This window comes from Pantoea ananatis LMG 2665, from assembly GCF_000710035.2.
Taxonomy (GTDB): domain Bacteria; phylum Pseudomonadota; class Gammaproteobacteria; order Enterobacterales; family Enterobacteriaceae; genus Pantoea; species Pantoea ananatis.
The window spans coordinates 461538-482809 of the sequence record NZ_JMJJ01000006.1; the positions used below are offsets into that span (position 1 = coordinate 461538).

The 21272-nt window shown below is 55.3% G+C and carries 21 protein-coding genes; 4 read left to right on the forward strand and 17 right to left on the reverse strand.

The features are described from left to right. Window position 1: 1 nt before the first annotated feature. From EL29_RS15665 to yihU, 13 genes are all read right to left on the reverse strand, one after another. A complete protein-coding gene (locus tag EL29_RS15665; RefSeq protein ID WP_013027353.1) occupies window positions 2–646 on the reverse strand; it encodes an EF_0833/AHA_3914 family membrane protein in 645 nt (214 codons plus the stop codon). A 13-nt stretch (window positions 647–659) separates the two neighbouring features. Continuing rightward, entirely contained in the window at window positions 660–1436 is a 777-nt protein-coding gene (locus EL29_RS15670) for a DUF4311 domain-containing protein (RefSeq protein WP_014604922.1), read from the reverse strand. A 33-nt stretch (window positions 1437–1469) separates the two neighbouring features. Continuing rightward, window positions 1470–1766: a DUF4312 family protein gene (locus tag EL29_RS15675; RefSeq protein WP_013027355.1), complete on the reverse strand. Its 297-nt coding sequence runs from the start codon at window positions 1764–1766 to the stop codon at window positions 1470–1472. Window positions 1767–1769: 3 nt separating this feature from the next. After that, entirely contained in the window at window positions 1770–2126 is a 357-nt protein-coding gene (locus EL29_RS15680) for an SFCGS family glycine-rich protein (RefSeq protein ID WP_013027356.1), read from the reverse strand. 27 nt (window positions 2127–2153) lie between these two features. After that, window positions 2154–2498, reverse strand: a complete 345-nt coding sequence (locus EL29_RS15685) for a glycine dehydrogenase (protein WP_013027358.1) — start codon at window positions 2496–2498, stop codon at window positions 2154–2156. Window positions 2499–2792: 294 nt separating this feature from the next. Then, on the reverse strand, window positions 2793–4229 hold the full coding sequence (locus tag EL29_RS15690) for an MFS transporter (RefSeq protein WP_014604920.1): 1437 nt from the start codon (window positions 4227–4229) through the stop codon (window positions 2793–2795). A 45-nt stretch (window positions 4230–4274) separates the two neighbouring features. Next, window positions 4275–5669 carry an MFS transporter gene (locus EL29_RS15695; RefSeq protein ID WP_028715844.1) on the reverse strand — a complete coding sequence of 465 codons (1395 nt, stop codon included), beginning with the start codon at window positions 5667–5669 and terminating at the stop codon, window positions 4275–4277. 46 nt (window positions 5670–5715) lie between these two features. Then, window positions 5716–6609 (reverse strand): sulfite exporter TauE/SafE family protein, encoded by an 894-nt coding sequence (locus EL29_RS15700; RefSeq protein WP_014604919.1) that lies wholly within the window; start codon window positions 6607–6609, stop codon window positions 5716–5718. A gap of 14 nt (window positions 6610–6623) precedes the next feature. Next, on the reverse strand, window positions 6624–8681 hold the full coding sequence (locus EL29_RS15705; protein ID WP_014604918.1) for an alpha-glucosidase: 2058 nt from the start codon (window positions 8679–8681) through the stop codon (window positions 6624–6626). A gap of 35 nt (window positions 8682–8716) precedes the next feature. Continuing rightward, on the reverse strand, window positions 8717–9565 hold the full coding sequence (locus EL29_RS15710) for an aldose-1-epimerase (RefSeq protein WP_015699439.1): 849 nt from the start codon (window positions 9563–9565) through the stop codon (window positions 8717–8719). Between the two features lie 33 nt (window positions 9566–9598). Beyond that, the gene (gene yihS, locus EL29_RS15715; RefSeq protein ID WP_014604916.1) at window positions 9599–10840 is read right to left on the reverse strand and encodes a sulfoquinovose isomerase; all 1242 of its coding nucleotides are present in this window, start codon (window positions 10838–10840) and stop codon (window positions 9599–9601) included. 13 nt (window positions 10841–10853) lie between these two features. Further along, a complete protein-coding gene (gene yihT / locus EL29_RS15720) occupies window positions 10854–11729 on the reverse strand; it encodes a sulfofructosephosphate aldolase (RefSeq protein ID WP_015699437.1) in 876 nt (291 codons plus the stop codon). A gap of 23 nt (window positions 11730–11752) precedes the next feature. Continuing rightward, complete coding sequence (gene yihU / locus EL29_RS15725) at window positions 11753–12649, reverse strand: sulfolactaldehyde 3-reductase (protein WP_028715845.1); 897 nt, start codon at window positions 12647–12649, stop codon at window positions 11753–11755. A 165-nt stretch (window positions 12650–12814) separates the two neighbouring features. On the opposite strand from yihU, the gene EL29_RS15730 reads away from it, so the two are divergent. Together EL29_RS15730 and EL29_RS15735 are read left to right on the forward strand one after the other, a co-directional pair. Beyond that, window positions 12815–13711: a sugar kinase gene (locus EL29_RS15730; protein WP_013027367.1), complete on the forward strand. Its 897-nt coding sequence runs from the start codon at window positions 12815–12817 to the stop codon at window positions 13709–13711. 34 nt (window positions 13712–13745) lie between these two features. Further along, window positions 13746–14543, forward strand: coding sequence for a DeoR/GlpR family DNA-binding transcription regulator (locus tag EL29_RS15735; RefSeq protein WP_128574250.1), 798 nt, complete (start codon window positions 13746–13748; stop codon window positions 14541–14543). A 36-nt stretch (window positions 14544–14579) separates the two neighbouring features. Here EL29_RS15735 and cybC read toward each other — a convergent pair whose 3' ends face one another. Next, window positions 14580–14966, reverse strand: a complete 387-nt coding sequence (gene cybC, locus EL29_RS15740) for a cytochrome b562 (RefSeq protein ID WP_013027369.1) — start codon at window positions 14964–14966, stop codon at window positions 14580–14582. 95 nt (window positions 14967–15061) lie between these two features. Beyond that, on the reverse strand, window positions 15062–16402 hold the full coding sequence (gene pmbA / locus EL29_RS15745) for a metalloprotease PmbA (protein ID WP_013027370.1): 1341 nt from the start codon (window positions 16400–16402) through the stop codon (window positions 15062–15064). A gap of 113 nt (window positions 16403–16515) precedes the next feature. Here pmbA and yjgA point away from each other — a divergent pair, with 113 nt between their 5' ends. Next, the gene (gene yjgA, locus EL29_RS15750; RefSeq protein ID WP_028715846.1) at window positions 16516–17061 is read left to right on the forward strand and encodes a ribosome biogenesis factor YjgA; all 546 of its coding nucleotides are present in this window, start codon (window positions 16516–16518) and stop codon (window positions 17059–17061) included. A gap of 85 nt (window positions 17062–17146) precedes the next feature. Here yjgA and mpl read toward each other — a convergent pair whose 3' ends face one another. After that, complete coding sequence (mpl, locus tag EL29_RS15755; RefSeq protein WP_014604911.1) at window positions 17147–18502, reverse strand: UDP-N-acetylmuramate:L-alanyl-gamma-D-glutamyl-meso-diaminopimelate ligase; 1356 nt, start codon at window positions 18500–18502, stop codon at window positions 17147–17149. Between the two features lie 167 nt (window positions 18503–18669). Here mpl and fbp point away from each other — a divergent pair, with 167 nt between their 5' ends. After that, the gene (fbp, locus tag EL29_RS15760; protein WP_006118345.1) at window positions 18670–19677 is read left to right on the forward strand and encodes a class 1 fructose-bisphosphatase; all 1008 of its coding nucleotides are present in this window, start codon (window positions 18670–18672) and stop codon (window positions 19675–19677) included. Window positions 19678–19711: 34 nt separating this feature from the next. On the opposite strand, the gene EL29_RS15765 is transcribed toward fbp, so the two are convergent. Next, a complete protein-coding gene (locus tag EL29_RS15765) occupies window positions 19712–21271 on the reverse strand; it encodes a methyl-accepting chemotaxis protein (RefSeq protein ID WP_014594710.1) in 1560 nt (519 codons plus the stop codon). Between the last annotated feature and the right edge of the window lies 1 nt (window position 21272).

Below are 21272 nucleotides of genomic sequence, written 5' to 3' on the forward strand. Positions count from 1 at the left end.
ATCAGATCGCGACCGGAAAAATCGCGCCGAGGATCATGGCACCGAGGATCGCCCCGCCGGTGATCGGTTTGTTCCACAGATAGAACACCAGCGCACCCAACAGCGAACCGAGACCGATAGGAATGGAGGCGCCCATGGCGGCCAGGATAATCAATGGCCCCAGGAAGCGTCCTGATGCATTGCCCGCGCCCATCATCACGTCCGCACCATAGGTGCTGTTGCTTTGATTAATGGTGAACTTACGCGCCAGAATGATGACGTAGCCTATCGCCACACCGATAACCAGACCGGTGACCAGCGAAGCCGCAAAATTCGCCACCGGGAAGACAAAACCGGCGCCCAGCAGCAGCGCGGGCACGCCCAACCCGACGCCGGTCTGGATGGCACCACCGATATCCAGAATCCCGACCAGCGATCCTTCAATGATGCGGGCGAACAGAAAGCTGGCACCGAAAGCGGCCACCGCGCCGTAAACGCCGGTATCGATGCCCGCCCGTAACATCGAGACGAAGGCCACTTCGTTAAAAGCGCCGATACCGTACAGGTAGTACATATGGGTCCCGGCAAACACGCCGGAGGAGAGCAGACCGACAAAAATCGGGAATGACCAGTCGGCATACCAGAAACCTTTGTTTGATTCTTCCATTGCAGACGCTCCGTTATTTGCCGCTCAGGCTGTTATGAATACTGTCGAGCCAGCCAGGAATGCCGAGCTGGAAGGATTGCAGCATCTTCATATCGAAACCGCGGAAGAAGGCGCTGAGAACAAACAGGGCGACGATGGCGGTCATCATGATTTTGGTCACTTTGTTCCAGCCGCTCTCTTCAACCCCTTTACCAATCAAAATGCCCAGCACCAGGCCCGGTACGGCATTGCCCATAATCAGCTGTGCCAGACCGCCGAAGATGGTGGCCCAAAAGCCCGATTTCTTACCGGCGTCAATTGCCGCCAGCCAGAAGATCACCGGCATGACCGTGTTCACCAGCAAATTAGCGGCCGGTACCAGCACCTTTACCGCCGTGACCTGCAGAGCCGCCGGAACAGCAGAGGCGGTCGAGTTGAGAAAAGCCACCACCACCATGCCGATGATGCCGCAGGCGATAGCCATCTTTTTCGGGTCGTGTAGCGTCTCTGCCACATTGCGGTTTTTGATCATGATCGCCGCCGCGCCCCAGTTGGGGATGATGCGATGATCCACGTCCTGCGTGAACGCACCCGCCGCCACGGAGGAGGCCCAGGCGTTAAAGAAGAATCCCAACCCAAAAGAGAAGTGAGAGGCAGGATCGCCTTCACAGGAGTTAAGTTCACCCAGTGTGCGAAAGGCGCCCATACCTTGTGTCGTCGGGGCATGGAACATGCGGGCGGCACCGGCGCCCACACCGACGCCCACGAGGCCGCCGATAATTAACGACTTGAGCAAAATGATGAGAAACATCCTCTTTCCTTATATGTGTTGTTTGAGGCTGACTTACACGCGGGTGAACTCGACCTTATCGCCGTCCAGGCAGGTCACGTTAATGGTGACCTCCAGGTCGACGCTGAAGAGCCTGCGCTCGCGTGCCAGGAAAAAGAAAAGGAATTTTTCGGTTGTGACGCGTTCCCGCGCGCGCACCACCTTTACGTCCTGCGGTTCAATGCGCAGCAGAATCTTATTGGCGTTGCGCAGGACTTCGTGCTGTACACGACTCAGCGCATCTGCGAAGGCTTTCGCCTTGGTGTCGCCCTTACCGCTTACGGCAACCGAGGTTGTAAAGGTCTCTTTCATTCCTTATCCACCGTGTTTTTTGTTCCAGGCCTGAACCAGACGTTCACCCAGCTCTTCTTTGTCCATAAAGCCGAAGCCCAGCACGTTCGCGCCTTCATTAATGGCGGTTACGCCTTCATCCACAGAGCGCATACCATGTTTGGCCTTATAGCCGTATTTGTTTTGCGCCGTAATCGCGCCTGCCCCTCCGCTGCCGCAAAAGGAGATACCGAAATCGGCATTCTCTGCTTTCATGACGTCGCCCAGCTTCATGTCTGCCGCGACGCCCGGCACCACAACGGCACGGCCACCGGCTTTTTCTACGCCAGCCGCCACTTTTTGTCCTTTACCTAAACGATCGCCGATCACTACGGTTACCATATGTCTGTTCCTCTCAGGGTTGGAAAATTAGTCGTTCTTCGCCACTTCAAAGTGGACAGAAAGCAGCCAGGCTTCTTCTGGTGGCAAATTGCCAAACAGGTCCACCACCTGCTGTGCCAGCGCCATCGACTCTTTGGAAATTTCGTCAAACAGCTCAGCCTCAACCTCTGGCAGACTCTCGCCGGTGACGGATCGCAATGCCATTGCCCGCACGTGCGAAGCCAGCATTTGTATCTGCACGGCATTCGGCTGGATGGCCCGCTCGGCAAAAAGCACCTCAATCTGCGCCATCACGCGATCCGTCAGGGCCTGAATCCTTTGCTGTTCGTCTTGTGACGCATTCATCGCTACCGCTCCCTTACCCGTACTCATCGTCTGCTTCCCATTTCGCGCTTAGCGTGATCTCAAACTAACCAGAGGCGGCAGCGCTGTGGAGAACGACTTTTTCCGTTTCGAAGTGGAAATCCGGCCCTTGTGAGTGATCCGGAACGCAAACTTGCGCGTTCGCTTAGGGGAAGAATTATTTTTAACAGATTAAACAGTGAGTTAAAAAAGGGATATCACACAGGAAAGGCGGCAGATGAGGAATAAACAGAAAACCGGGTTGCTGGTCAGCCGTCACAAAACTGGCAAACAGCAACCCTGAGGGCAAGGTAACAGAGAAACTTATGACTCAGCGTCAGTGGGCTGACGTAATGGCGTAACGCGGTTTTTGTCGTCAACGGGCTGGAGGCGATGCGTTTTACGTCGGCTAATGGCGGCCACGATCAGGGCAAAACGCGCTTCATTCAGCTTGTAGCAGAAGCCCATGATCAACGCCGCCGCAATCGCCAGCGAACAGGGCCAGATAAAGATCAGCTGCCTTAAACCTGCCAGCGTGCCATCGCTTTGTACGGCATTGGGCACGTAGCCTATTTGCGTCAGCATCAGACCGGGCAAAAATCCTGCCAGCGCGGCGGATATCTTGCGAAAGAAGGTGTAGCCCGTGTAACAGGCACCTTCTGCCCGAATGCCGGTTTTCCACTCCCCGTACTCTACGGTATCCGGCACCAGCGCCCAGTTAAGGCTATTAACGAATGCCGTACCGAAAAACGCCACGCAGGAGAACATGACGAACAGCAGAGAGCTGCTTCCCCAGAGAAAGTTACCCAGATCGCCCAAGGCCCAGAGGATGAGTCCCCCCAGATAAACCTGTTTCTTACCAAACTGTTTTACCGCTGTGGGCACCAGCAGTACGCCCACCAGAATACAGCCCATGCTGAAGAAGCCCATCCAGGAGAGCAAATGAACATCGTTCAGCACGTACTGCGTGTAGTAGACCTGAATGGCCAGCTTGATATTAAACGCCGCCAGGGTACAGAGGTTCGCGAGGCACAGAACCAGCAACGGCGGATTGTGAAAGATGGCGCGGAAGGCCGTTGCCACACCGGGTTTATGATGCGTCGGGGTGAGCTCAACATAGCGCTCTTTAACCCCGCTGTAACAGAACCACATGCACAGCAGCCCGGCGACCACAAAGACGGCGGCGGCAACCTGATAGCCCAGCGCACTTTTGCCAACAAACAGCGACTGAATGGGCATAAAGCACACGGTGCAAACCAGTAATCCCACCGTTGCCCCGCCCTGCCGCCAGGCGGCGAGGTGGGCGCGTTCGTGGGGATTTTTGGTTATGGCTGGCACCATTGCGCCATAGGAACAGTTCATCAGGCTGTAAAACAGACCAAACGTCATAAACAGGGCGGTCGCGATCGTTGTCTTTATCGTCAGGCTAAAGTCGTTAGCAACAAACTGTGCCGCAGCCACCAGCGCTACCGGCAGCGAGAAATAGAGAATAAAAGGTCTGAATTTTCCTCTCGTGCCAATATGGCGGCGTGAATCCAGCACAATGCCGGTGAACATATCGGTTAGGGCGGTAAAGAATTTCGCCACCAGGAAAATCACCCCGCCGTACCAGGCTGGCATGCCCAGCTCATCGGTGTAGAACTTGAGTAAATAAAGCGTCCCGATAGTCAGCATCAGGTTGGAGCCAAAATCACCGACGCCGTAAGCCACCTTCTCACGCAGCGGGAGTTTCAGCGTTAATGGATCGGAGCCTGTCTTCATAAGTGATCCTTTTAGCGCCGCGACCGGCGCAGTCACAAAGCCAAATTAGCGCTGACGCTTACGTGCATCGATCTCCTCAATGATACGGACATACATCTTCTCATTGAGATTGTAGAAGCACCCCATGGCCACGATGGTGATCACGGCCAGCGCACCGGGATAGATGAACATCAGCTGCTTCAACCCTTCTACCGTTCCGGACGACTGAATCACGTTGGGCACGTAGCCGATTTGTGTCAGCATCCAGCCGGGGAAAAAGCCGGCCAGCGCCTGTGAGACCTTACGGAAAAAGGTAAAACCGGTATAAACCGTACCTTCAGAACGAACGCCCGTCCGCCATTCCCCGTACTCCACCGTATCGGAAACCAGCGCCCAGTTAAGGCTGTTGACAAAGGCTGAGCCAAAAAAAGCCAGACAGGAATACGCGACAAAACTGACCGAACCGCCGCCGAAGAAATAGTTGAGCAGATCGCCCGCGACCCAAATCAGCAAACCGCCGATATACACTTTTTTCTTACCAAAGCGCCTGACCGCGCCGGGCATCATAAATACGCCAATAAAAATGCACCCCATGCTGAAGAATCCCATCCATGACAGCAGAATGGGATCGTTCAGCACGTACTGGGTGTAATAAACCTGGATCGCCAGTTTGACGTTAAAGGCGCCCAGTGTGCATAAGTTGGCAATGCACAGGATAAACAGTGGACGGTTGCCCGCGATGGCACGGAACGACGCTAACAGTCCCGGTTTCTGCGTGGGGCTGCTGGCGGGTTGCTCGACATAACGCTCTTTTACGCCGGCATAACACCACCACATAAAAAATAAGCCAAACGCCGAGAACAGCGTGGCCGCAACGACATAACTCAGCTGCGGATTGCCTTCAATCAGGTTCATGACCGGTACAAAACCCACGGTACAGATCAGCAAGCCCAGCGTTGCGCCGCCCTGCCGCCACGCGGCCAGTGCGGCACGCTCGTCGGGGTTTTTCGTCATCGCGGGCACCATCGCACCGTAGGAACAGTTCATCATGCTGAAGAACAGGCCATACATCATAAACAGCACTGTGGCGACGATCGTTTTTCCGGTGACGTCAAACGGCGTACCCACAAAATTGGCGATAGCTAACAGGGTTACCGGAAAGGCCGCGAACAGCACGAAGGGACGGAACTTGCCTTTCGGGCCAATCCGACGCCGCGAATCCAGCATGATGCCGGTGCCCATATCGGTAAAGGCGGTAAAAAACTTGGCCACCAGGAAAATGATGCCGCCGTAGGTTCCCGGCAGCTCCAGCACGTCGGTATAGAACTTCAGGAGGTAGAGCGTACCGATATCTAATAAAATATTTGAACCCAGATCGCCGATGCCATAGGCGACTTTCTCTTTGAAGGGCAACCGTAACGTCGCCGGTTCACTGCCGGAAGCAAGATGGTGTTGGCTCATGATTTCTCTCCGCTGCCCCACTGAACCTGTCAGCAGGGCCGCTTTTTCAGGATGGTTTTGAAGCGTTTTGTTGCTCGATTTCAGCGCGAATAGCGGCCACTTTTTTACCAAACAGCAGCTGCATGACGGCCAGCAGGCCAAATGAGGGCACCAGTACCTGCCAGGCCGGGATATCCAGAGCGCCTTTGATCAGCATGGAGCCCGAAGCAATCAGCAGGAGAAACACCATCAGTCGGAAAGCCCGCACGGAGATACGCTTGTGCACATACTGGCCCACTAACGATCCAAGGATCATGGTAGGAATGCAGAACATCACCAGCTTGACCGTTGAGACCGTTAAAATGCCGCTGGTGGTCAGGCCGCCAATAATGGCGATGTTATTCGCGGTAAAAAATGCATTGAGCGTGCCGCGAAAAGCAGCGGGTGCCAGATTCCTTAACATGCCGTAGATCACGACGGGCGGACCGTTGGTGGCAAACGCCGAGCCGAGCGCCCCGGCGATAATACCGGTGGGCATCACTATCCAGTTTTTGTCATAGACAGGCAGACGAGGAATAAACAGGCTGTAGAACGAATAAAGGATCAGGAAAACGCCCAGCCCGGTTTTCATCACGTCGTCCGGAAAATTGGACAGCGCGTAAATGCCCAAAGGGATACCGGCAAAGGAGAACAGGATCAGCACCAGGGCTGACTTCCAGTTGGTTTCCTTGCGAGACAGCCAGGTGGCATACAGCGCCGTTGCCGTCCCCACAATCACCGACATCGGTGCAGCCATTTTGACCGGCAGCAGCAACGTCACCAGCGGCATCGTAACCAGCGCGCCACCAAATCCAGCACAGATGCCAATAAAGGTGTACAGAAACATAATGGCAATAATGATGCAGACGACCTCAGTGGTGATTTCCAGACCTTCAGGTGTAAGTAGCGTAAAGAAATCCATAATCCTTTCTCCCGCTACTGTGGCAATATCTGACTGCCAGCAAGCCGTAATGAAGCAAACAATGACTGCCATTCGCTGTCTGCCCGATAAAATACCGGCGGCTGCCCCATCGGCGCGGCGACAGTGATATCCCCGCCGTTTAACGTTTCTCCGGTCCACATGTTGACCCAGCGGTCTTCAGGCAGATAGAGCGACCAGTCGCGGCGGCCCTCTTCATAAACCGGTGCCACCAGCAGGTCACGCCCCAGCAGATATTGGTATTTGAGCGTGTAGGTGCGGGCATCCGCTTCATAGTGCAAAAACAAAGGGCGCATAACGGGTAAGCCCGAGTGGGCATTCTGCGCGACAGCCTGCTTGATATAAGGTTTTAAGGTGGTGAAGATCGTGGACATGCGGGCAAAGTGGGCAATGGTTTCTTCATCGCTGTCAAACTGCCAGTTATCGCCAGGACGGTTCCCTTCATGGGTGCGCATCATCGGGGTAAAAGCATTGAAGTCACACCAGCGAAGCAGCAGTTCTTTACTGCGTTTCATGCCGTACAGCGTGGTGTAGCCACCGATGTCGCTGTGATGCAAACCGTGGCCGCTCATCGCCAGTGACAGCGCGGCGGGCACCACCGAGGCCAGGCCATCGTCCAGGCTCCAGTCAACATTTTGATCCCCGGCCCACATCATCACGGAGTATTTCTGACTGCCGGTGTAACCCGCACGCATAAAGAACAGCACGTCACCGAGTTTGCCGGTTTCTTCCAGCGCCTCGTAGTTACACTTCGCCCACAGCGCGGGCCAGGCATTGTGCATGATTTCGGCGCTGACGCCGTTGTGCAGATACGTGTCCGTTGGCAGGTACTCCCCAAAATCCGCCATCCAGCCGCGACAGCCCAGGGCAATCAGATTGTCTTTGATGACGCCTTTGAACCAGTGGTAAGCCTCCGGATTCGTGAGATCGACGACGCCCGCATAAAACTCACCAAATTCGACGTGGTAATCGTCCCCAGCCGCATTTTTGGTCAGATATCCTTTCCGGGCGGCCTCTTCGCACAGGTTACGGTCGCTGGCAACGTAAGGGTTGATATAAGACAGGAACTGTACGCCTTCCGCTTTCCACTGCTGAATGCGCGCGTCCAGTTGGGGATAAAGCTCGCTGTCCCACTGCCAGTTCCACATCACGCGTTTGCCGAAGGAGGTCATCCGGATGCCGGACCAGTCCTGCGCCCAGATGCCATTCACTTTCACGCCCGCCTGACGCATTTTGTCCAGCTTCTGCTGGCAGATGTCGGTGCCGCCCTGGATCCCCAGCGTGACGCCATCGTAAACCCAGTCCGGTAATACCGGCTGACGCCCCAACAGGGCACTCATTTTTTCCAGCAGGGCGATGTAGGTATCGGCACATTCAAAACGTAACGTGGCGTTATTTTCCCAGAAAGCCAGTTCATGATAATCCGCTGCGCTGAAGTCAAAATTCATGTAGCCGCTGTTATCCACATGGCAGTAATACTTCTGGCTGCTGACAAAGGTCGGCTGTGGGAAAAAGGTCCAGTAGTAATCTCCGCCGGCATTCTCTGCACAGTCAGCCTGCCAGGTGACCACGCTTTTCTTATTGCGCCCGACGCCCTGTTCGCTGGTCCAGAGTGGAAAAGGTTTCCCGCGCAAATCAAAACAGGAAAACTGCTCGCCACAGCCGTAGATATGATCGTCGTCCAAGGCTGACAGCCTCAGCCAGATACGGTTAAGCCTGTCGCTGTCGTTTGTCAGCGTAAGCAACAGGCGGCCGTTTTCATCTGTGCCGATGATCAGCGTGGCGCTAAATACCTCTCCGCGTGAGAAGCGCACCGTCCAGCCGGTGTCCTGCGCAGTCACAACGGCCGAGGTTAACGCCAGTTTTTCATTCAACCGGTCTTTAATACTGAAATTGCCGCGAAACATGTCGATATCGGCGTTGCCATTGCCTATCCACAGACAGGGTTTTTCCTCGCTGTGGCTAAGAATTTGTCTGTTTTGATAAGTCAGTGAAAAGCCGTTACCGGCGGCAGTCAGCTTTACGCCTGCCGTCTCAGGATGTTGTAAATGCATTCTGACCTCTGCGTTGTAGGATAAAAAAATAAGGTTTAGCGTGATTCGTGCTGGTCACAGCCAATCGTGAACGTCATGAGATGGCGCGCCTGTGGCGCAAGAAAAATCACATCAATGCCAGAATTGAACGCGTCAGGTGGACAACTCATCGGCTCGGCTGCCAATCCCGTGCGGCCAAGTTTTTCGCCGCTGTAAATTTGCAACCAGGGTTGATCGCTGCGTAAAAAAACCGAAAGTGCCTGCTGTGGACAAGTTAATCTCACCTCCCATTCGCGTCCGGCTGCGCGGGTGTTAACACTGCAGTCGATCTGCGTCGACGCCAACCGACGCGGGGTAAGAAAATCCCCTTCTGCAATCGCGGCCGGTAGCGTAAGCAGGCAGTGATCCACCAGGGTCATGTTGCAGGTCAGATAAGGATGCGAACCGACACCGTAGGGCGCGGGTTGATCGCCTACGTTCTGGCTGCTGATACTGACCTGCAGGCCCTGTGCGGCATCAAGCCGGTAAGTCACTGCCGATAGCAACGCAAACGGATAGCCGTAACTGGGCGGCAGGAAAACCGTTAAGGTCGCCTCGCTGTCGGTGTGTTTGGCGATCTGCCAGTCACGCCAGGCCAATAAGCCGTGAATGGCGGTAACGCCTTCGTGGTCATTGATGGGTAGCTGAAGCAGCTTGCCGTTATGTTTCCAGGTTCCTTTCGAGACGCGATTCGGCCAGGGAATCAGGACTTTGCCCATATGCGCCAGCGGCATTGCCTCCGGAGGATGTGGGAGCACCAGATGGCGGCCCGCGTGCGTCAGCTCAGCCAGGCCAGCGCCTACGGTGACGATTTTTGCCTGATATTCTCCAGCGTGAAGAACAAGGGTTTGTCCGCTGCTGTGCATAGCTGGTACTCCCGTTAGTCTGTTTTTCAGGGGTTATTTCGCATTACAGTCCAGTAATCCTGCCGCTACGGCGGGTGCCAGCCCCGGTGCCAGAGGAAGGCGCGGGATCACCAGGCAATGCAGCAGGTGATAGATATCCTGTTTGCCGTCCCACACTTTGGTGGTCACCTTGTTTTCGCAATCCAGCTCTTGCCACCATGAGCCATTCTCGAAATCCATCATGTAAGTGATGCAGTAATCCCACCATTTCTGGTACCAGGCTTCGTATTGCGCCTCGCCAGTGACCGCATACAGGGCGTAAGCCGTGCCCATTGCCTCAACCACGGGCCAGCGCACTCTTTCACTCACTACGGGCTTGCCATCCCAGTCCACGGTGTAAACAAACCCGTCTGCGCCATCGGGCGCCCAGGCATCGCGGATAGTGGCGTCGAATAAGCCTTTCGCATCTTCAATAAGCCAGGCCGGCGGCGTTTCGAAGCGCGCTTCCAGCGCAGCATGCAGATGCAGCATCAGACGTCCCCATTCAATCCAGTGTCCGGGCGTGCCGCCATAAGCCCGGAAGCGGTGAGCGGGATTCTCTTTGTTGTAATCGCGTAATGGGTTCCAGTCAGTGTCGAAGTGTTCATTGACGCGGTACTCACCGCTGCGCGCGACGTCGTGAATAATCACCGAGGTGACACGCAGCGCGCGATCCAGCCATTTCTTGTCGTGCGTGACGTCATAGACAATCAGGAAGGCTTCAACGGCGTGCATATTGGCATTGCCGCCGCGGTAGTCTTCTGTCTTGCTAAAGGCTTCATCCCAGGACTCCAGGCACATCTGTTCGTCTTCACTCCAGAAGTAGCGATCGATCACGTCGATCGCGTCATCCAGCAGTTGGCGGGCGGCAGGATGCCCCGTAGTGACCGCACTGGCAGCGCCCAGCAACACGAAAAAGTGCTGATAACCCTGTTTGGACGCATCAACGACGCCTTCATCGTTTACGCAGGCATACCAGCCGCCGTACTGTTTATCGCGCAGCGCACCATTCAGGGCGTTAATGCCGTGATCGACCAGTTGATAAGCTCCCGGCCGTCCCATCGAGGCCGCAACGGCATAGACATGCAGCATGCGTGCGGTAATCCACAGGTGCGTGCCCATCTCGGGTTTTACCTGCCCGGTATTCCCCAGCCAGCCAAATCCGGTGGCGACCGCTGCGTTTTTACCAAAGTCGAGAATCCTGTCCGTTTCCTGTTCGAGCCAGCGGTTATGACTCAGCGTGTTAAACCATTTCATTTGCGTTGCCCTCTTAGCGTTTAGCCATCATTTCATCTACGATCTCACCCAGCCGTTGCAGCCTGGGGACGGAGACATCCCGCAACATCAGGTCGGTATCCGGTAAGCCAATGACGGAAGACCAGACGGCTCGCCCGGCCAGGAAGCCCGATGCGCCCGCCTGCATCGCCACCCGCACGGCGCGCGGGAATAATTTTTCATCAATGCCGGACGAGAGAATGACCCACGGCATCGCGATCCGATCGTTGAGCTTTTGCGCGGCCGCCAGCAGATCCGACTGTGTACCTTTGCCGTACAGGGGCATTTCCACCTTGTAGAGATCCGCGCCGCTGTTGCCCAATTCTGTGGCCGCGTCCAGGATCGCCTGCTCGCGATCAAAGCGATCGCCACGGCGCGGTGGCCTGACTACCGGTTCGATAATGCTGAGCAGGCCATGGCGGTGGCAGCGGGTGTTGAAGGCCTTAACCATGTCGAGACGTTGCTGCGGATCTTCATCGCTGCGCCACAGCACCAGCAGCTTCAGCGCCTTCGCGCCGTCACGCTTCATCGCCACCGGATCGACGTTGTTATCGATCGCCACGCTGTCCACCGGAATACCATTGCCCGGAATGAATTCATCCGCCGCGACGATAAGGCCGCAGCCGGGGGCAACCGCTTGCCGTTCGACGATGTGCGGGAAACAAAACTGTTGATCAATCAGGATCGCCGAGGCATAGGGCGATAACACGCTGGCGGCATTGACTTTAAACTCGGTCAGCACGCGATCGCTGACGGGTAGTGACGCGCCAGCGGCCGCGAACATCAAACGCATGGCCTCACGCTGATCGACTGCGAGCATGGCGAAACCACCTGAAGGTCGGGTGATGTCTTTAAGGGTGTAATGAGTCATGCTTCTTTCCTCTGAATTAAGCGTCACACTGTGTGGGGAGAAATTAGGCCCGAGCTGGCGCGAACATGTTCAAGGATGGCGGTCCAGTCCTCGCGTCCGCGTCCGGCAGCGCGGGCCTGGTTGTAAACTTCACGTGAGGCAGCCCCGAGCGGCATCGGTACATGCAGCTGGTTGGCAACATCCAGCGCAATCCCCAGGTCCTTATGCGCCAGATCGATCATGAAGGCCGGTGAGCGATCCCCTTTCAGTACCTTGTCAGGCCAGGTCGTGGTGAAATGCCCTTTGCCCGCAGGCGTGCCGTTCATCACCTGCAACGCCACGTCAAACGACAGCCCCAGACCTTCACACAGCACCGCCGCTTCCGCCGAGAGGGCATTCAGGGCGATGCTCATGTAGTTGTTGATCAGCTTGACGCGAATCCCCATACCGGGGCCGCCTGCCACGACCAGCTCATTGCCCATCGCCATAAGCACGGGTTTTGCTCGTGCAACCTGTTGCGGCGTGCCGCCTGCCAGTAGCAGCAGTGAACCGGCTATCGCATGGTCTGACGTGCGGCCGACGGGCACGTCCATCATGCTGAAACCGCGAGCGGCCATCTCACCGATCAGCCGATCGGTTTGCAGCGGATGGATCGTGGACATATCAATCACCAGCGCAGTGGATGCCAGCGTGCTACACACACCTTTGTCGCCAAGCAGTACGGAACGCACTAACTCGCCGTTGGGCAGCATGGTGATAACAAACTCGGCCCCGGTTGCCGCCTCCGCAGCAGAAACGCTCGCCCGGGCGCCCTTATCAACCAGACGCGCGACGGCCTGAGGATCCACATCAAAGACGTTGAGCTGATGGCCCTGCTTCAGCAGATTGCTCGCCATCGGCGCGCCCATTTGTCCCAATCCAATAAACGCAATTACCGACATACCGCTCTCCCAACCCCGTTATTGTCATATTTTGTCATTAAAGACGACTTTTACTGTCTGTTTTAGATCATATTTGTAATTTATGGTCAAAAAATTGACAGGTGTCACTTTTAAAACATTTGATGAAATTAAAATGACAACACCAACAAAATGTGAGGAAGCGTTATGACGCGTATTGCTTGTGTAGGGATCACCGTATTAGATCGCATTTGGTATCTGGATACCTTGCCGTCTCAGAGCGGAAAATATGTGGCAAACAACTATCGGGAAGTCGGCGGTGGTCCGGCTGCTACAGCGGCCGTTGCCGCAGCTAAACTGGGTGCAGAGGTGGATTTTATTGGTCGGGTTGGTGACGATGACACAGGGAAGAGACTGCTGTCTGAGTTAAATGAGTACGGCGTAAAGACCCGATATACTAAGGTTTTCGAGGCCGCCCGCTCTTCACAATCCGCGATTCTGGTGGATGCCGAGGGGGAACGGATGATTGCCAACTACCCTAGCCCGGACTTAGCAGAATGCGCAGACTGGCTAACAGAGATCGACTTCTCACAATGGGATGCGGTGCTGGCAGATGTTCGCTGGCACCAGGGTGCCAAGTGCGCGTTTACCCTGGCCCGCCAACAGGGCGTTCCCACCATTCTGGATGGGGATGTGACCCCGCAGGACATTGGGGAGCTGGTGGCGTTAAGCGATCATGCGGCATTTTCAGCGCCGGGTTTACAGCGCTTAACCGGGCTGGAGGGGGAAACGGCGGCGTTAAAAAAAGCACAAATGCTCACAAATGGTCATGTCTATGTTACCCAGGGCGCTCAGGGCTGCGTCTGGCTGGACGCCGGCACGCTACAGCATCAGCCCGCCTTTGAGGTACAGGTCGTCGATACCACCGGCGCGGGCGACGTCTTCCACGGGGGGCTGGCCGTGAAACTGGCGCAGAAGGGCTCTGTCACAGAGGCCGTGCGCTTTGCCAGTGCGGTCGCGGCGCTAAAATGTACGCGACCGGGCGGGCGAGACGGGATCCCTGATTATGATCAAACCTGTTCTTTTATGTCGGTAAATGTATAAACTGTGTGCCATGGTGGTATTCAGAGAACAATCCATGATCCTCACGGACGTAACCGGTAATCCTCGCCACGATCGTTTGCTCAGGCTGATCGCTGAACGTGGCTACATGAATATTGATGAACTCGCCTTGCTGCTCGACGTTTCCACACAAACGGTCAGGCGCGATATTCGTAAACTCAGCGATCAGGGATTAATCACGCGTCATCATGGTGGTGCGGGCCGTGCATCCAGCGTAGTGAACACCGCTTTTGAACAGCGCGAAGTCTCACAGACTGAAGAAAAACGTGCGATTGCGGAAGCCATTGCGGACTATATTCCCGATGGATCAACGGTATTTATCACTATTGGCACTACGGTTGAACACGTCGCCCGGGCGCTGGCAAATCATAAACATCTGCGCGTTATCACCAACAGCCTTCGTGTCGCCCATATTCTGTATAAATGCCCACAGTTTGAAGTGATGGTGCCCGGCGGCACGCTGCGTCCCCACAACGGTGGCATTATTGGCCCGGTCACGTCCGCGTTTGTGGCCGGTTTTCGGGCAGATTATCTGGTTACCAGCATGGGCGCCATTGAGAGCGATGGTGCGCTACTGGAATTTGATGTTAACGAGGCCGCCGTGGCGCAAACCATGATGGCGCATGCGCGTCATATTTTGTTAGCGGCAGACCACACCAAGTTTCAGGCATCGGCAGCGGTAGAAATGGGCAGCGTTACCCAGGCGACCGCCCTGTTTACAGATCGGTTGCCGGCAACGGCGTTGCAGAACGTGCTTAAAGCACATCAGGTGGAAATCATTCAGGCGACGCCAGGCGGCGATGAAGAGCCCTGAGCAATTAACCCCGGCAAGCCGGGGTTATCGGTAAAATTAGCGGAACTTCTTGTGGTTTTCGTTACGGATAGCCGCCAGCTTCTGCGCTTCTGCTTTGGCTTCATCCAGTTTACCCTGCTTAGCCAGCGCATCCGCTTTATCAATCTGGGCGATCAGGTCATCCATACCTTTGTGAAAGTCTTTCATTTCCGGGCTGTCCGGGGCTTTGCCTTCCAGCTTGTCCGGCGTGCCTTTTTTGGCATCCTCTGCTTTAGCACGCAAATCACTTAACATCTTGTGCAACTGGTCGGCGCTTTTCGCCCCGTCCAGTGACTTATAGATACCCGACATATCTTTCATATCGTGCTCAAGAGAGGCAGCACCGGCGGTCACGCTCACGGATAACACGGCTACAGCTAACAACGACATAAGCTCTTTACGCATGCTCAGCTTCCTTTTTATTGTGGGAATGCTTTTTATAAAAAAACGGAGGGTCGATGCCCTCCGCTTGCTATCGCATAAACAACTTAAAAGAGATTTTACTGTCCGGCAATATACATTTCGGGGAGTAAGACCGAACCGCACTGAATATTGCTACGGGTTTCAATGTCATCGCCCACGGTGACAATGTTCCGCCACATGTCACCTAAGTTACCGGCGATAGTAATTTCGCTTACCGGATACTGGATTTCACCGTTTTCTACCCAGAAACCGGCTGCGCCGCGTGAGTAGTCGCCCGTGATCGCACTGACGCCCTGCCCCATCAGTTCTGTCACCACCAGGCCGGTGCCCATCTGCTTCAGCATAGCGTCGAAGCTGTGCCCCTGACCGGCGATGCGCCAGTTGTGGATACCGCCCGCGTGGCCGGTGCTGGTCAGGCCCAGCTTGCGCGCCGAATAGCTGGTCATCAGCCAGGTTTGCAGCACGCCATCTTTGATAATGTCGCGAGCCTGGGTGCGAACGCCTTCGCTGTCAAACGGCGTTGACGCTAAACCTTTCAACAGGTGCGGCTGCTCCTGAATGGTCAGCCACTCAGGCAGAATCTGTTTGCCCATGGCATCCAGCAAGAAGGTGGATTTCCGATACACGCTGCTACCGCTGATGGCGCCCACCAGGTGACCGAACAGACCCGTTGCCACTTCGGGGGCAAAGATCACCGGCGCTTTCATGGTGTCGAGCTTGCGTGGCGCAAGACGCGACAGCGTACGGCGCGCGCATTCTGCGCCGACCCAGTCCGGGCTTTTTAAATCGTCGATTGCCCGGCCGATGGTGTAAGCATAGTCACGCTCCATATTGCCGTCCTGCTCAGCAATTACGCAGCTGGAAAGCGAATGGCGGCTGGAGCAGTAGCTCTGTAACATGCCGTGGCTGTTACCGAAGACTTTAATCCCGATGTGGCTGTTAAAGCTGCCGCCTTCGGTGTTGGTGATGCGTTTGTCCGCCTGCAGCGCCGCCTGTTCTGCCTGGGCCGCCAGTTTGATGGCGTGATCGGCATCGATCTCCCACGGATGGTAAAGATCGAGATCCGGAGCCTCATAAGCCAGTAATTCTGCATCCGCCGGTCCGGCAAAAGGATCGGGTGACGTATAGCGTGCAATATCGATCGCCGCCTGCACAGTCCGTTTGATCGCATCCGGGCTGAGATCGGTCGATGAAGCACTGCCTTTACGGTTTTGATGATAAACGGTAATACCCAGTGCGCCGTCGCTGTTGAACTCAACGTTTTCTACCTCGCCGTAGCGGGTACTCACACCAATACCGGTCGTCTTGCTCACCGCGACTTCCGCGCCATCCGTACTTGCTTTTGCCAGTTCAAGCGCCTGCGCAATTGCCTGTTCCAGTGCTGTTCGCTGTTCTGCAACTTGAGTTGATACGTTCATCGACCTGCCGTCTAATCTTATGGTTGAATAATTTGAGTCTATCAGAGTCAGAGAACAATTTCGCAGTCACCCGATAAACTGGTAGGATTAGCCTCTTTTTTTTGGAGCCAGATATGACTAAGCAGCCTGATGAGTGGCTCGACAATGTACCCGATAATCACGAAGAAGAAGATGAAGAGATTATTTGGGTTAGTAAGAGCGAAATAAAACGTGATGCTGAAGAGCTGAAACGCCTGGGTGCCGAGCTGGTCGATCTGGGTAAAAACTCTCTGGATAAAATTCCGCTGGACGAGCGTTTACGTAACGAGATTGAACTGGCACAGCGCATCAAGAAAGAAGGTCGCCGCCGTCAGTTACAGCTTATCGGTAAACTGTTGCGCAGTATGGATGTTGAGCCGATCCGCATCGCACTCGACAAACTCAAGAACCGTCACAACCAGCAGGTCGCCCTGTTCCATAAACTGGAAATGCTGCGCGATCGTCTGATTGATGAGGGTGATGAGGCGATGGCGGACGTGATCGCCCTTTATCCGCAGGCCGATCGCCAGCAGCTGCGTAGCATGATCCGTAATGCGCAGAAGGAAAAAGCCGGTAACAAACCGCCAAAATCTGCCCGTCAGATTTTTCAGTATCTGCGTGAGTTAGCCGAAACCGTCTGACCTTTCCGCTGATTTGCGGCTGAGCAGCGCCCAGCCGCAGGGTTTTCTTCTCCCGTCTGAGGGAGAGGAACGGGTCCGCTAGTGATCAGCGCGCCAGACGATCCAGCAGCTTCTGATGAATCCCACCAAAGCCCCCGTTACTCATGACCAGGATGGAATCGCCCGGCTGGGCCGTTTTCGCGATCGTCTCTACCAGCGTATCGATATCCGCGCTGCAGTGAGCGGGCTGCATGCAGGCTTCTGCGACGTCCGCGACCTGCCACGGAATATGGCTCGGCTGGAACAGGAACACTTCGTCTGCGCGCGCCAGCGACGGTGCCAGCTCATTTTTATTCACGCCCATTTTCATGGTGTTTGAACGCGGCTCCAGCACCGCCAGAATGCGCGCGGTGCCGCCCACTTTACTGCGCAGTGCGCTCAGCGTGGCCAGAATCGCCGTCGGGTGGTGGGCAAAATCATCATAGATCTTGATGCCGTTGACCTCACCGCGCAGCTCAAGACGGCGACGGGCATTAATAAAGCTGTCCAGCGCCTGGCTTGCGTCCTCAGGTTTTACGCCGACATGGCGCGCTGCCGCAATCGCCATCAGGCCATTGTGCATGTTGTGCTCGCCGACCAGTCCCCAGTTCACCTCGCCCACTTTTTCACCCGCCAGCAGCACTTCCCAGCGGGAGGCATCCGGCGTCAGCTTCTTCGCCTGCCAGTGACCGCCGTCGCCCACATGCTCCTGTTCGCTCCAGCAGCCCATTGCCATCACCTGCTTCAGGTTATGATCGTGCTCTGGCAGCAGGATCTTGCCCTGACCCGGCACAATGCGTACCAGATGATGAAACTGTTTCTGGATGGCCCGCAGATCGTCAAAAATATCGGCATGATCGAATTCAAGATTATTCAGAATCAGCGTACGTGGGCAGTAATGGACGAATTTCGAGCGCTTGTCGAAAAACGCGCAGTCATATTCATCAGCCTCAATGACAAAGAATGGGCTTTTTCCTAATTTTGCAGAAACATCGAAGTTACCGGGTACGCCACCAATAATAAAGCCAGGTTCAAGGCCGCAGGCTTCCAGAATCCACGCTGCCATGCCTGCTGTGGTGGTTTTACCGTGCGTGCCCGCCACGGCCAGCACCCAGCGATCGCGCAGCACAAAATCGTGCAGCCATTGGGGGCCAGAGAGGTAAGGAATGTTGCGTTCCAGTACCGCTTCCACGCAGGGGTTACCGCGCGTCATGGCGTTGCCAATAATGACCAGGTCCGGTACGGGCTCAAGCTGGCTCGCATCGTAACCCTCTGTTAATTCAATGCCTTGCTGCTCAAGCAACGTGCTCATCGGTGGATAGACATTGGCGTCAGAGCCTGTCACCTGATGACCAAGGGAGCGGGCCAGCATAGCCAGTCCGCCCATAAAAGTGCCACATATCCCGAGGATGTGAATGCGCATAACGAGGTCCATAACTCAAAAGTTCGGCGCACAGTGTAACCTCGCTTGCACACGGAAGAAACGGATTAGGACTATGGTTTTTAAAGTTCAATCGGCTAAACTGCGTACGCATCCACGGGCAGTTAAGTATGCCGCTGCCACTCCATCGATGATTCAGGGAATGTGTTATGAAAACGTTGGGCGAATTTATCGTCGAGAAGCAACACGACTTTCCGCACGCCACAGGTGAACTGACGGCACTTATCTCAGCCATTAAGCTGGGTGCTAAAATTATTCACCGTGATATCAACAAAGCCGGCTTAGTCGATATTCTTGGTGCCAGCGGCGTTGAGAATGTTCAGGGTGAACAGCAGATGAAACTGGATCTGTTCGCCAACGAAAAACTCAAAGCCGCACTGAAAGCACGCGGCATTGTTGCCGGTATCGCTTCTGAAGAAGAAGATGAGTTTGTTATCTTTGAAGGCGAGGAAAACGGAAAATACGTCGTATTGATGGACCCGCTCGACGGTTCGTCGAACATCGATGTTAACGTCTCCGTCGGCACCATTTTCTCCATCTATCGCCGCGTCAGCGAGCCAGGTACGCCAGTTGTCGAAGCCGACTTCATGCAGCCAGGCAACAAACAGGTTGCCGCCGGTTACGTCGTTTATGGCTCATCCACCATGATGGTGTACACCACCGGCTGTGGCGTCCATGCGTTTACCTATGATCCCTCTCTGGGCGTGTTCTGCCTCAGCCATGAACGCATGACCTATCCGGAAGTGGGTTACACCTATTCCATTAACGAAGGTAACTACATTCGTTTCCCACAGGGCGTGAAAAAGTACCTGAAATTCTGTCAGGAAGAGGATGTGGCGACGCACCGTCCTTACACATCACGCTATATCGGCTCTCTGGTCGCGGATTTTCACCGTAACCTGCTGAAGGGCGGTATTTATCTTTATCCCAGCACCGCCAGCCATCCAAAAGGCAAGCTGCGCCTGCTGTATGAGTGCAACCCAATGGCTTTCCTGGCGGAGCAGGCCGGCGGTAAAGCCAGCGACGGTCAGAACCGTATCCTGGATATTCCCCCGGTCACGCTGCACCAACGCTGTCCGTTCTACTGCGGTAACACCGCCATGGTTGACGATGTAGAGCGTTTCCTGGCTGAATTCCCCGAGTGCCGTCAGGGCTAAACATCAAGGGCGCGCGTGACGCGCCCTTTTTGCGTTACGACTGCTGCAGCCTGAACTGCGCCATCGCCGCCTGGAGCTGCTCGGATTGCGACTCCAGTGAATGGGTCGCCGCCGTTGCCTGTTCTACCAGCGCCGCGTTCTGCTGCGCCGCTTCATCCATCTGCGTGACCGCGTGATTCACCTGATCGATTCCCCGGCTCTGCTCTTCTGACGCCATGGAAATCTCTTTCATCAGGGCCGTAACCCGCATAACTTCAGCGGCAATCTCATCCATTGTTTCACCCGCACGCGTCGCCATTTCACTGCCCTCTTTGACGCGCGTTTGTGAATCACCGATCAGCGTACGGATCTCTTTCGCCGCACTGGCACTGCGCTGTGCCAGCGTACGAACCTCGTTGGCGACCACGGCAAATCCGCGCCCCTGCTCTCCGGCCCGTGCCGCTTCCACCGCCGCGTTCAGTGCCAGGATATTGGTCTGGAAAGCAATGCCGTCAATGACGCTCAGGATATCGCCGATACGGTTAGCGCTGTCGGTGATTTCATGCATTTTTTCCATAACATAATTCACCACCTCTGCGCCGCGATCGGCACTGTCAGACACGGCGTTAGCCAGCTGATGGGCCTGCTGGGCATTGCTGGCGTTAAGACGGACCGTTGCGGTTAGCTGCTCCATGCTGGCCGCCGTTTGCTCCAGCGATGCCGCTGACTCTTCGGTTCGTTGGGAAAGATGGACATTGCCGGCGGCCAGTTCACGGCTACCGATATCAATTTTCAGGCCGGCTTCGCGCACCTGATTAACCGATTCGCGCAACGCATGCTGCATGCCCGCCAGCGCATTGTTCAGGCGCCCCAACTCATTATTGCCCGCCAGCGGCAACGTCTGGGACAAATCGCCCGCCGCAATCTGCTCAAGATGGATGATCGCGTTGTTTAGCGGAATCAGCAGCATGCGGCGCAACAGCACCCAGGCCAGCACCAGCAGCAACAACGAGAGTCCGACGGCCACGGCTATCAGCACTTTCATCATGATTTCATTGCGCTGGGCTTCAACTAATTGCGCCTGGGTAATCTCATCGGCTTTTTTACCGAAGGTTTCTACCGCTTTGCTGTATTTCGCCGAAAGCGGCTCCAGCTTGCCTTCCAGCAGCTGGTAGTATTCATCGTTGTACTGTTTATCCAGCGCCTTCATCATTGGCAGGATGCCCTGATCGAGGTAGTCCTTATAGCTGGATGCGATGGCATCGGCCATAATTTTCCCTTCAGCGGTCACGGTACCGGCATCGACAAATCGCTTAAGATTCTGCTGCGATGCCGCGACATCAGCCTGCGCCGTTTTGGTGACCTGCGCGCCCTCATCCAGTAAACCAATCTCAATTTTACGCACCGCCAGCGCAGCACTGGCCCGTGCGCGCATTAAATCGGCATTACTTTGATACAAGCTGTTTAACTCGATTCCCTGAATGCGGTTGATCACATCCAAAGAACGGTTACCTTTATTAATGGCCACAATGCCCATCACACTCACCGCCAACAGCAGCAGTGTCATGAATGCCAGCAACGCCAGCAACCCCGTGCGTAGTGATAACTGTTTCATC

Coding starts and splice junctions, on each gene's coding strand:
- EL29_RS15665 (WP_013027353.1), bottom strand. CDS start 646: ATGGAAGAATCAAACAAAGGTTTCTGGTATGCCGACTGGTCATTCCCG.
- EL29_RS15670 (WP_014604922.1), bottom strand. CDS start 1,436: ATGTTTCTCATCATTTTGCTCAAGTCGTTAATTATCGGCGGCCTCGTG.
- EL29_RS15675 (WP_013027355.1), bottom strand. CDS start 1,766: ATGAAAGAGACCTTTACAACCTCGGTTGCCGTAAGCGGTAAGGGCGAC.
- EL29_RS15680 (WP_013027356.1), bottom strand. CDS start 2,126: ATGGTAACCGTAGTGATCGGCGATCGTTTAGGTAAAGGACAAAAAGTG.
- EL29_RS15685 (WP_013027358.1), bottom strand. CDS start 2,498: ATGAGTACGGGTAAGGGAGCGGTAGCGATGAATGCGTCACAAGACGAA.
- EL29_RS15690 (WP_014604920.1), bottom strand. CDS start 4,229: ATGAAGACAGGCTCCGATCCATTAACGCTGAAACTCCCGCTGCGTGAG.
- EL29_RS15695 (WP_028715844.1), bottom strand. CDS start 5,669: ATGAGCCAACACCATCTTGCTTCCGGCAGTGAACCGGCGACGTTACGG.
- EL29_RS15700 (WP_014604919.1), bottom strand. CDS start 6,609: ATGGATTTCTTTACGCTACTTACACCTGAAGGTCTGGAAATCACCACT.
- EL29_RS15705 (WP_014604918.1), bottom strand. CDS start 8,681: ATGCATTTACAACATCCTGAGACGGCAGGCGTAAAGCTGACTGCCGCC.
- EL29_RS15710 (WP_015699439.1), bottom strand. CDS start 9,565: ATGCACAGCAGCGGACAAACCCTTGTTCTTCACGCTGGAGAATATCAG.
- yihS (WP_014604916.1), bottom strand. CDS start 10,840: ATGAAATGGTTTAACACGCTGAGTCATAACCGCTGGCTCGAACAGGAA.
- yihT (WP_015699437.1), bottom strand. CDS start 11,729: ATGACTCATTACACCCTTAAAGACATCACCCGACCTTCAGGTGGTTTC.
- yihU (WP_028715845.1), bottom strand. CDS start 12,649: ATGTCGGTAATTGCGTTTATTGGATTGGGACAAATGGGCGCGCCGATG.
- EL29_RS15730 (WP_013027367.1), top strand. CDS start 12,815: ATGACGCGTATTGCTTGTGTAGGGATCACCGTATTAGATCGCATTTGG.
- EL29_RS15735 (WP_128574250.1), top strand. CDS start 13,746: ATGATCCTCACGGACGTAACCGGTAATCCTCGCCACGATCGTTTGCTC.
- cybC (WP_013027369.1), bottom strand. CDS start 14,966: ATGCGTAAAGAGCTTATGTCGTTGTTAGCTGTAGCCGTGTTATCCGTG.
- pmbA (WP_013027370.1), bottom strand. CDS start 16,402: ATGAACGTATCAACTCAAGTTGCAGAACAGCGAACAGCACTGGAACAG.
- yjgA (WP_028715846.1), top strand. CDS start 16,516: ATGACTAAGCAGCCTGATGAGTGGCTCGACAATGTACCCGATAATCAC.
- mpl (WP_014604911.1), bottom strand. CDS start 18,502: ATGCGCATTCACATCCTCGGGATATGTGGCACTTTTATGGGCGGACTG.
- fbp (WP_006118345.1), top strand. CDS start 18,670: ATGAAAACGTTGGGCGAATTTATCGTCGAGAAGCAACACGACTTTCCG.
- EL29_RS15765 (WP_014594710.1), bottom strand. CDS start 21,271: ATGAAACAGTTATCACTACGCACGGGGTTGCTGGCGTTGCTGGCATTC.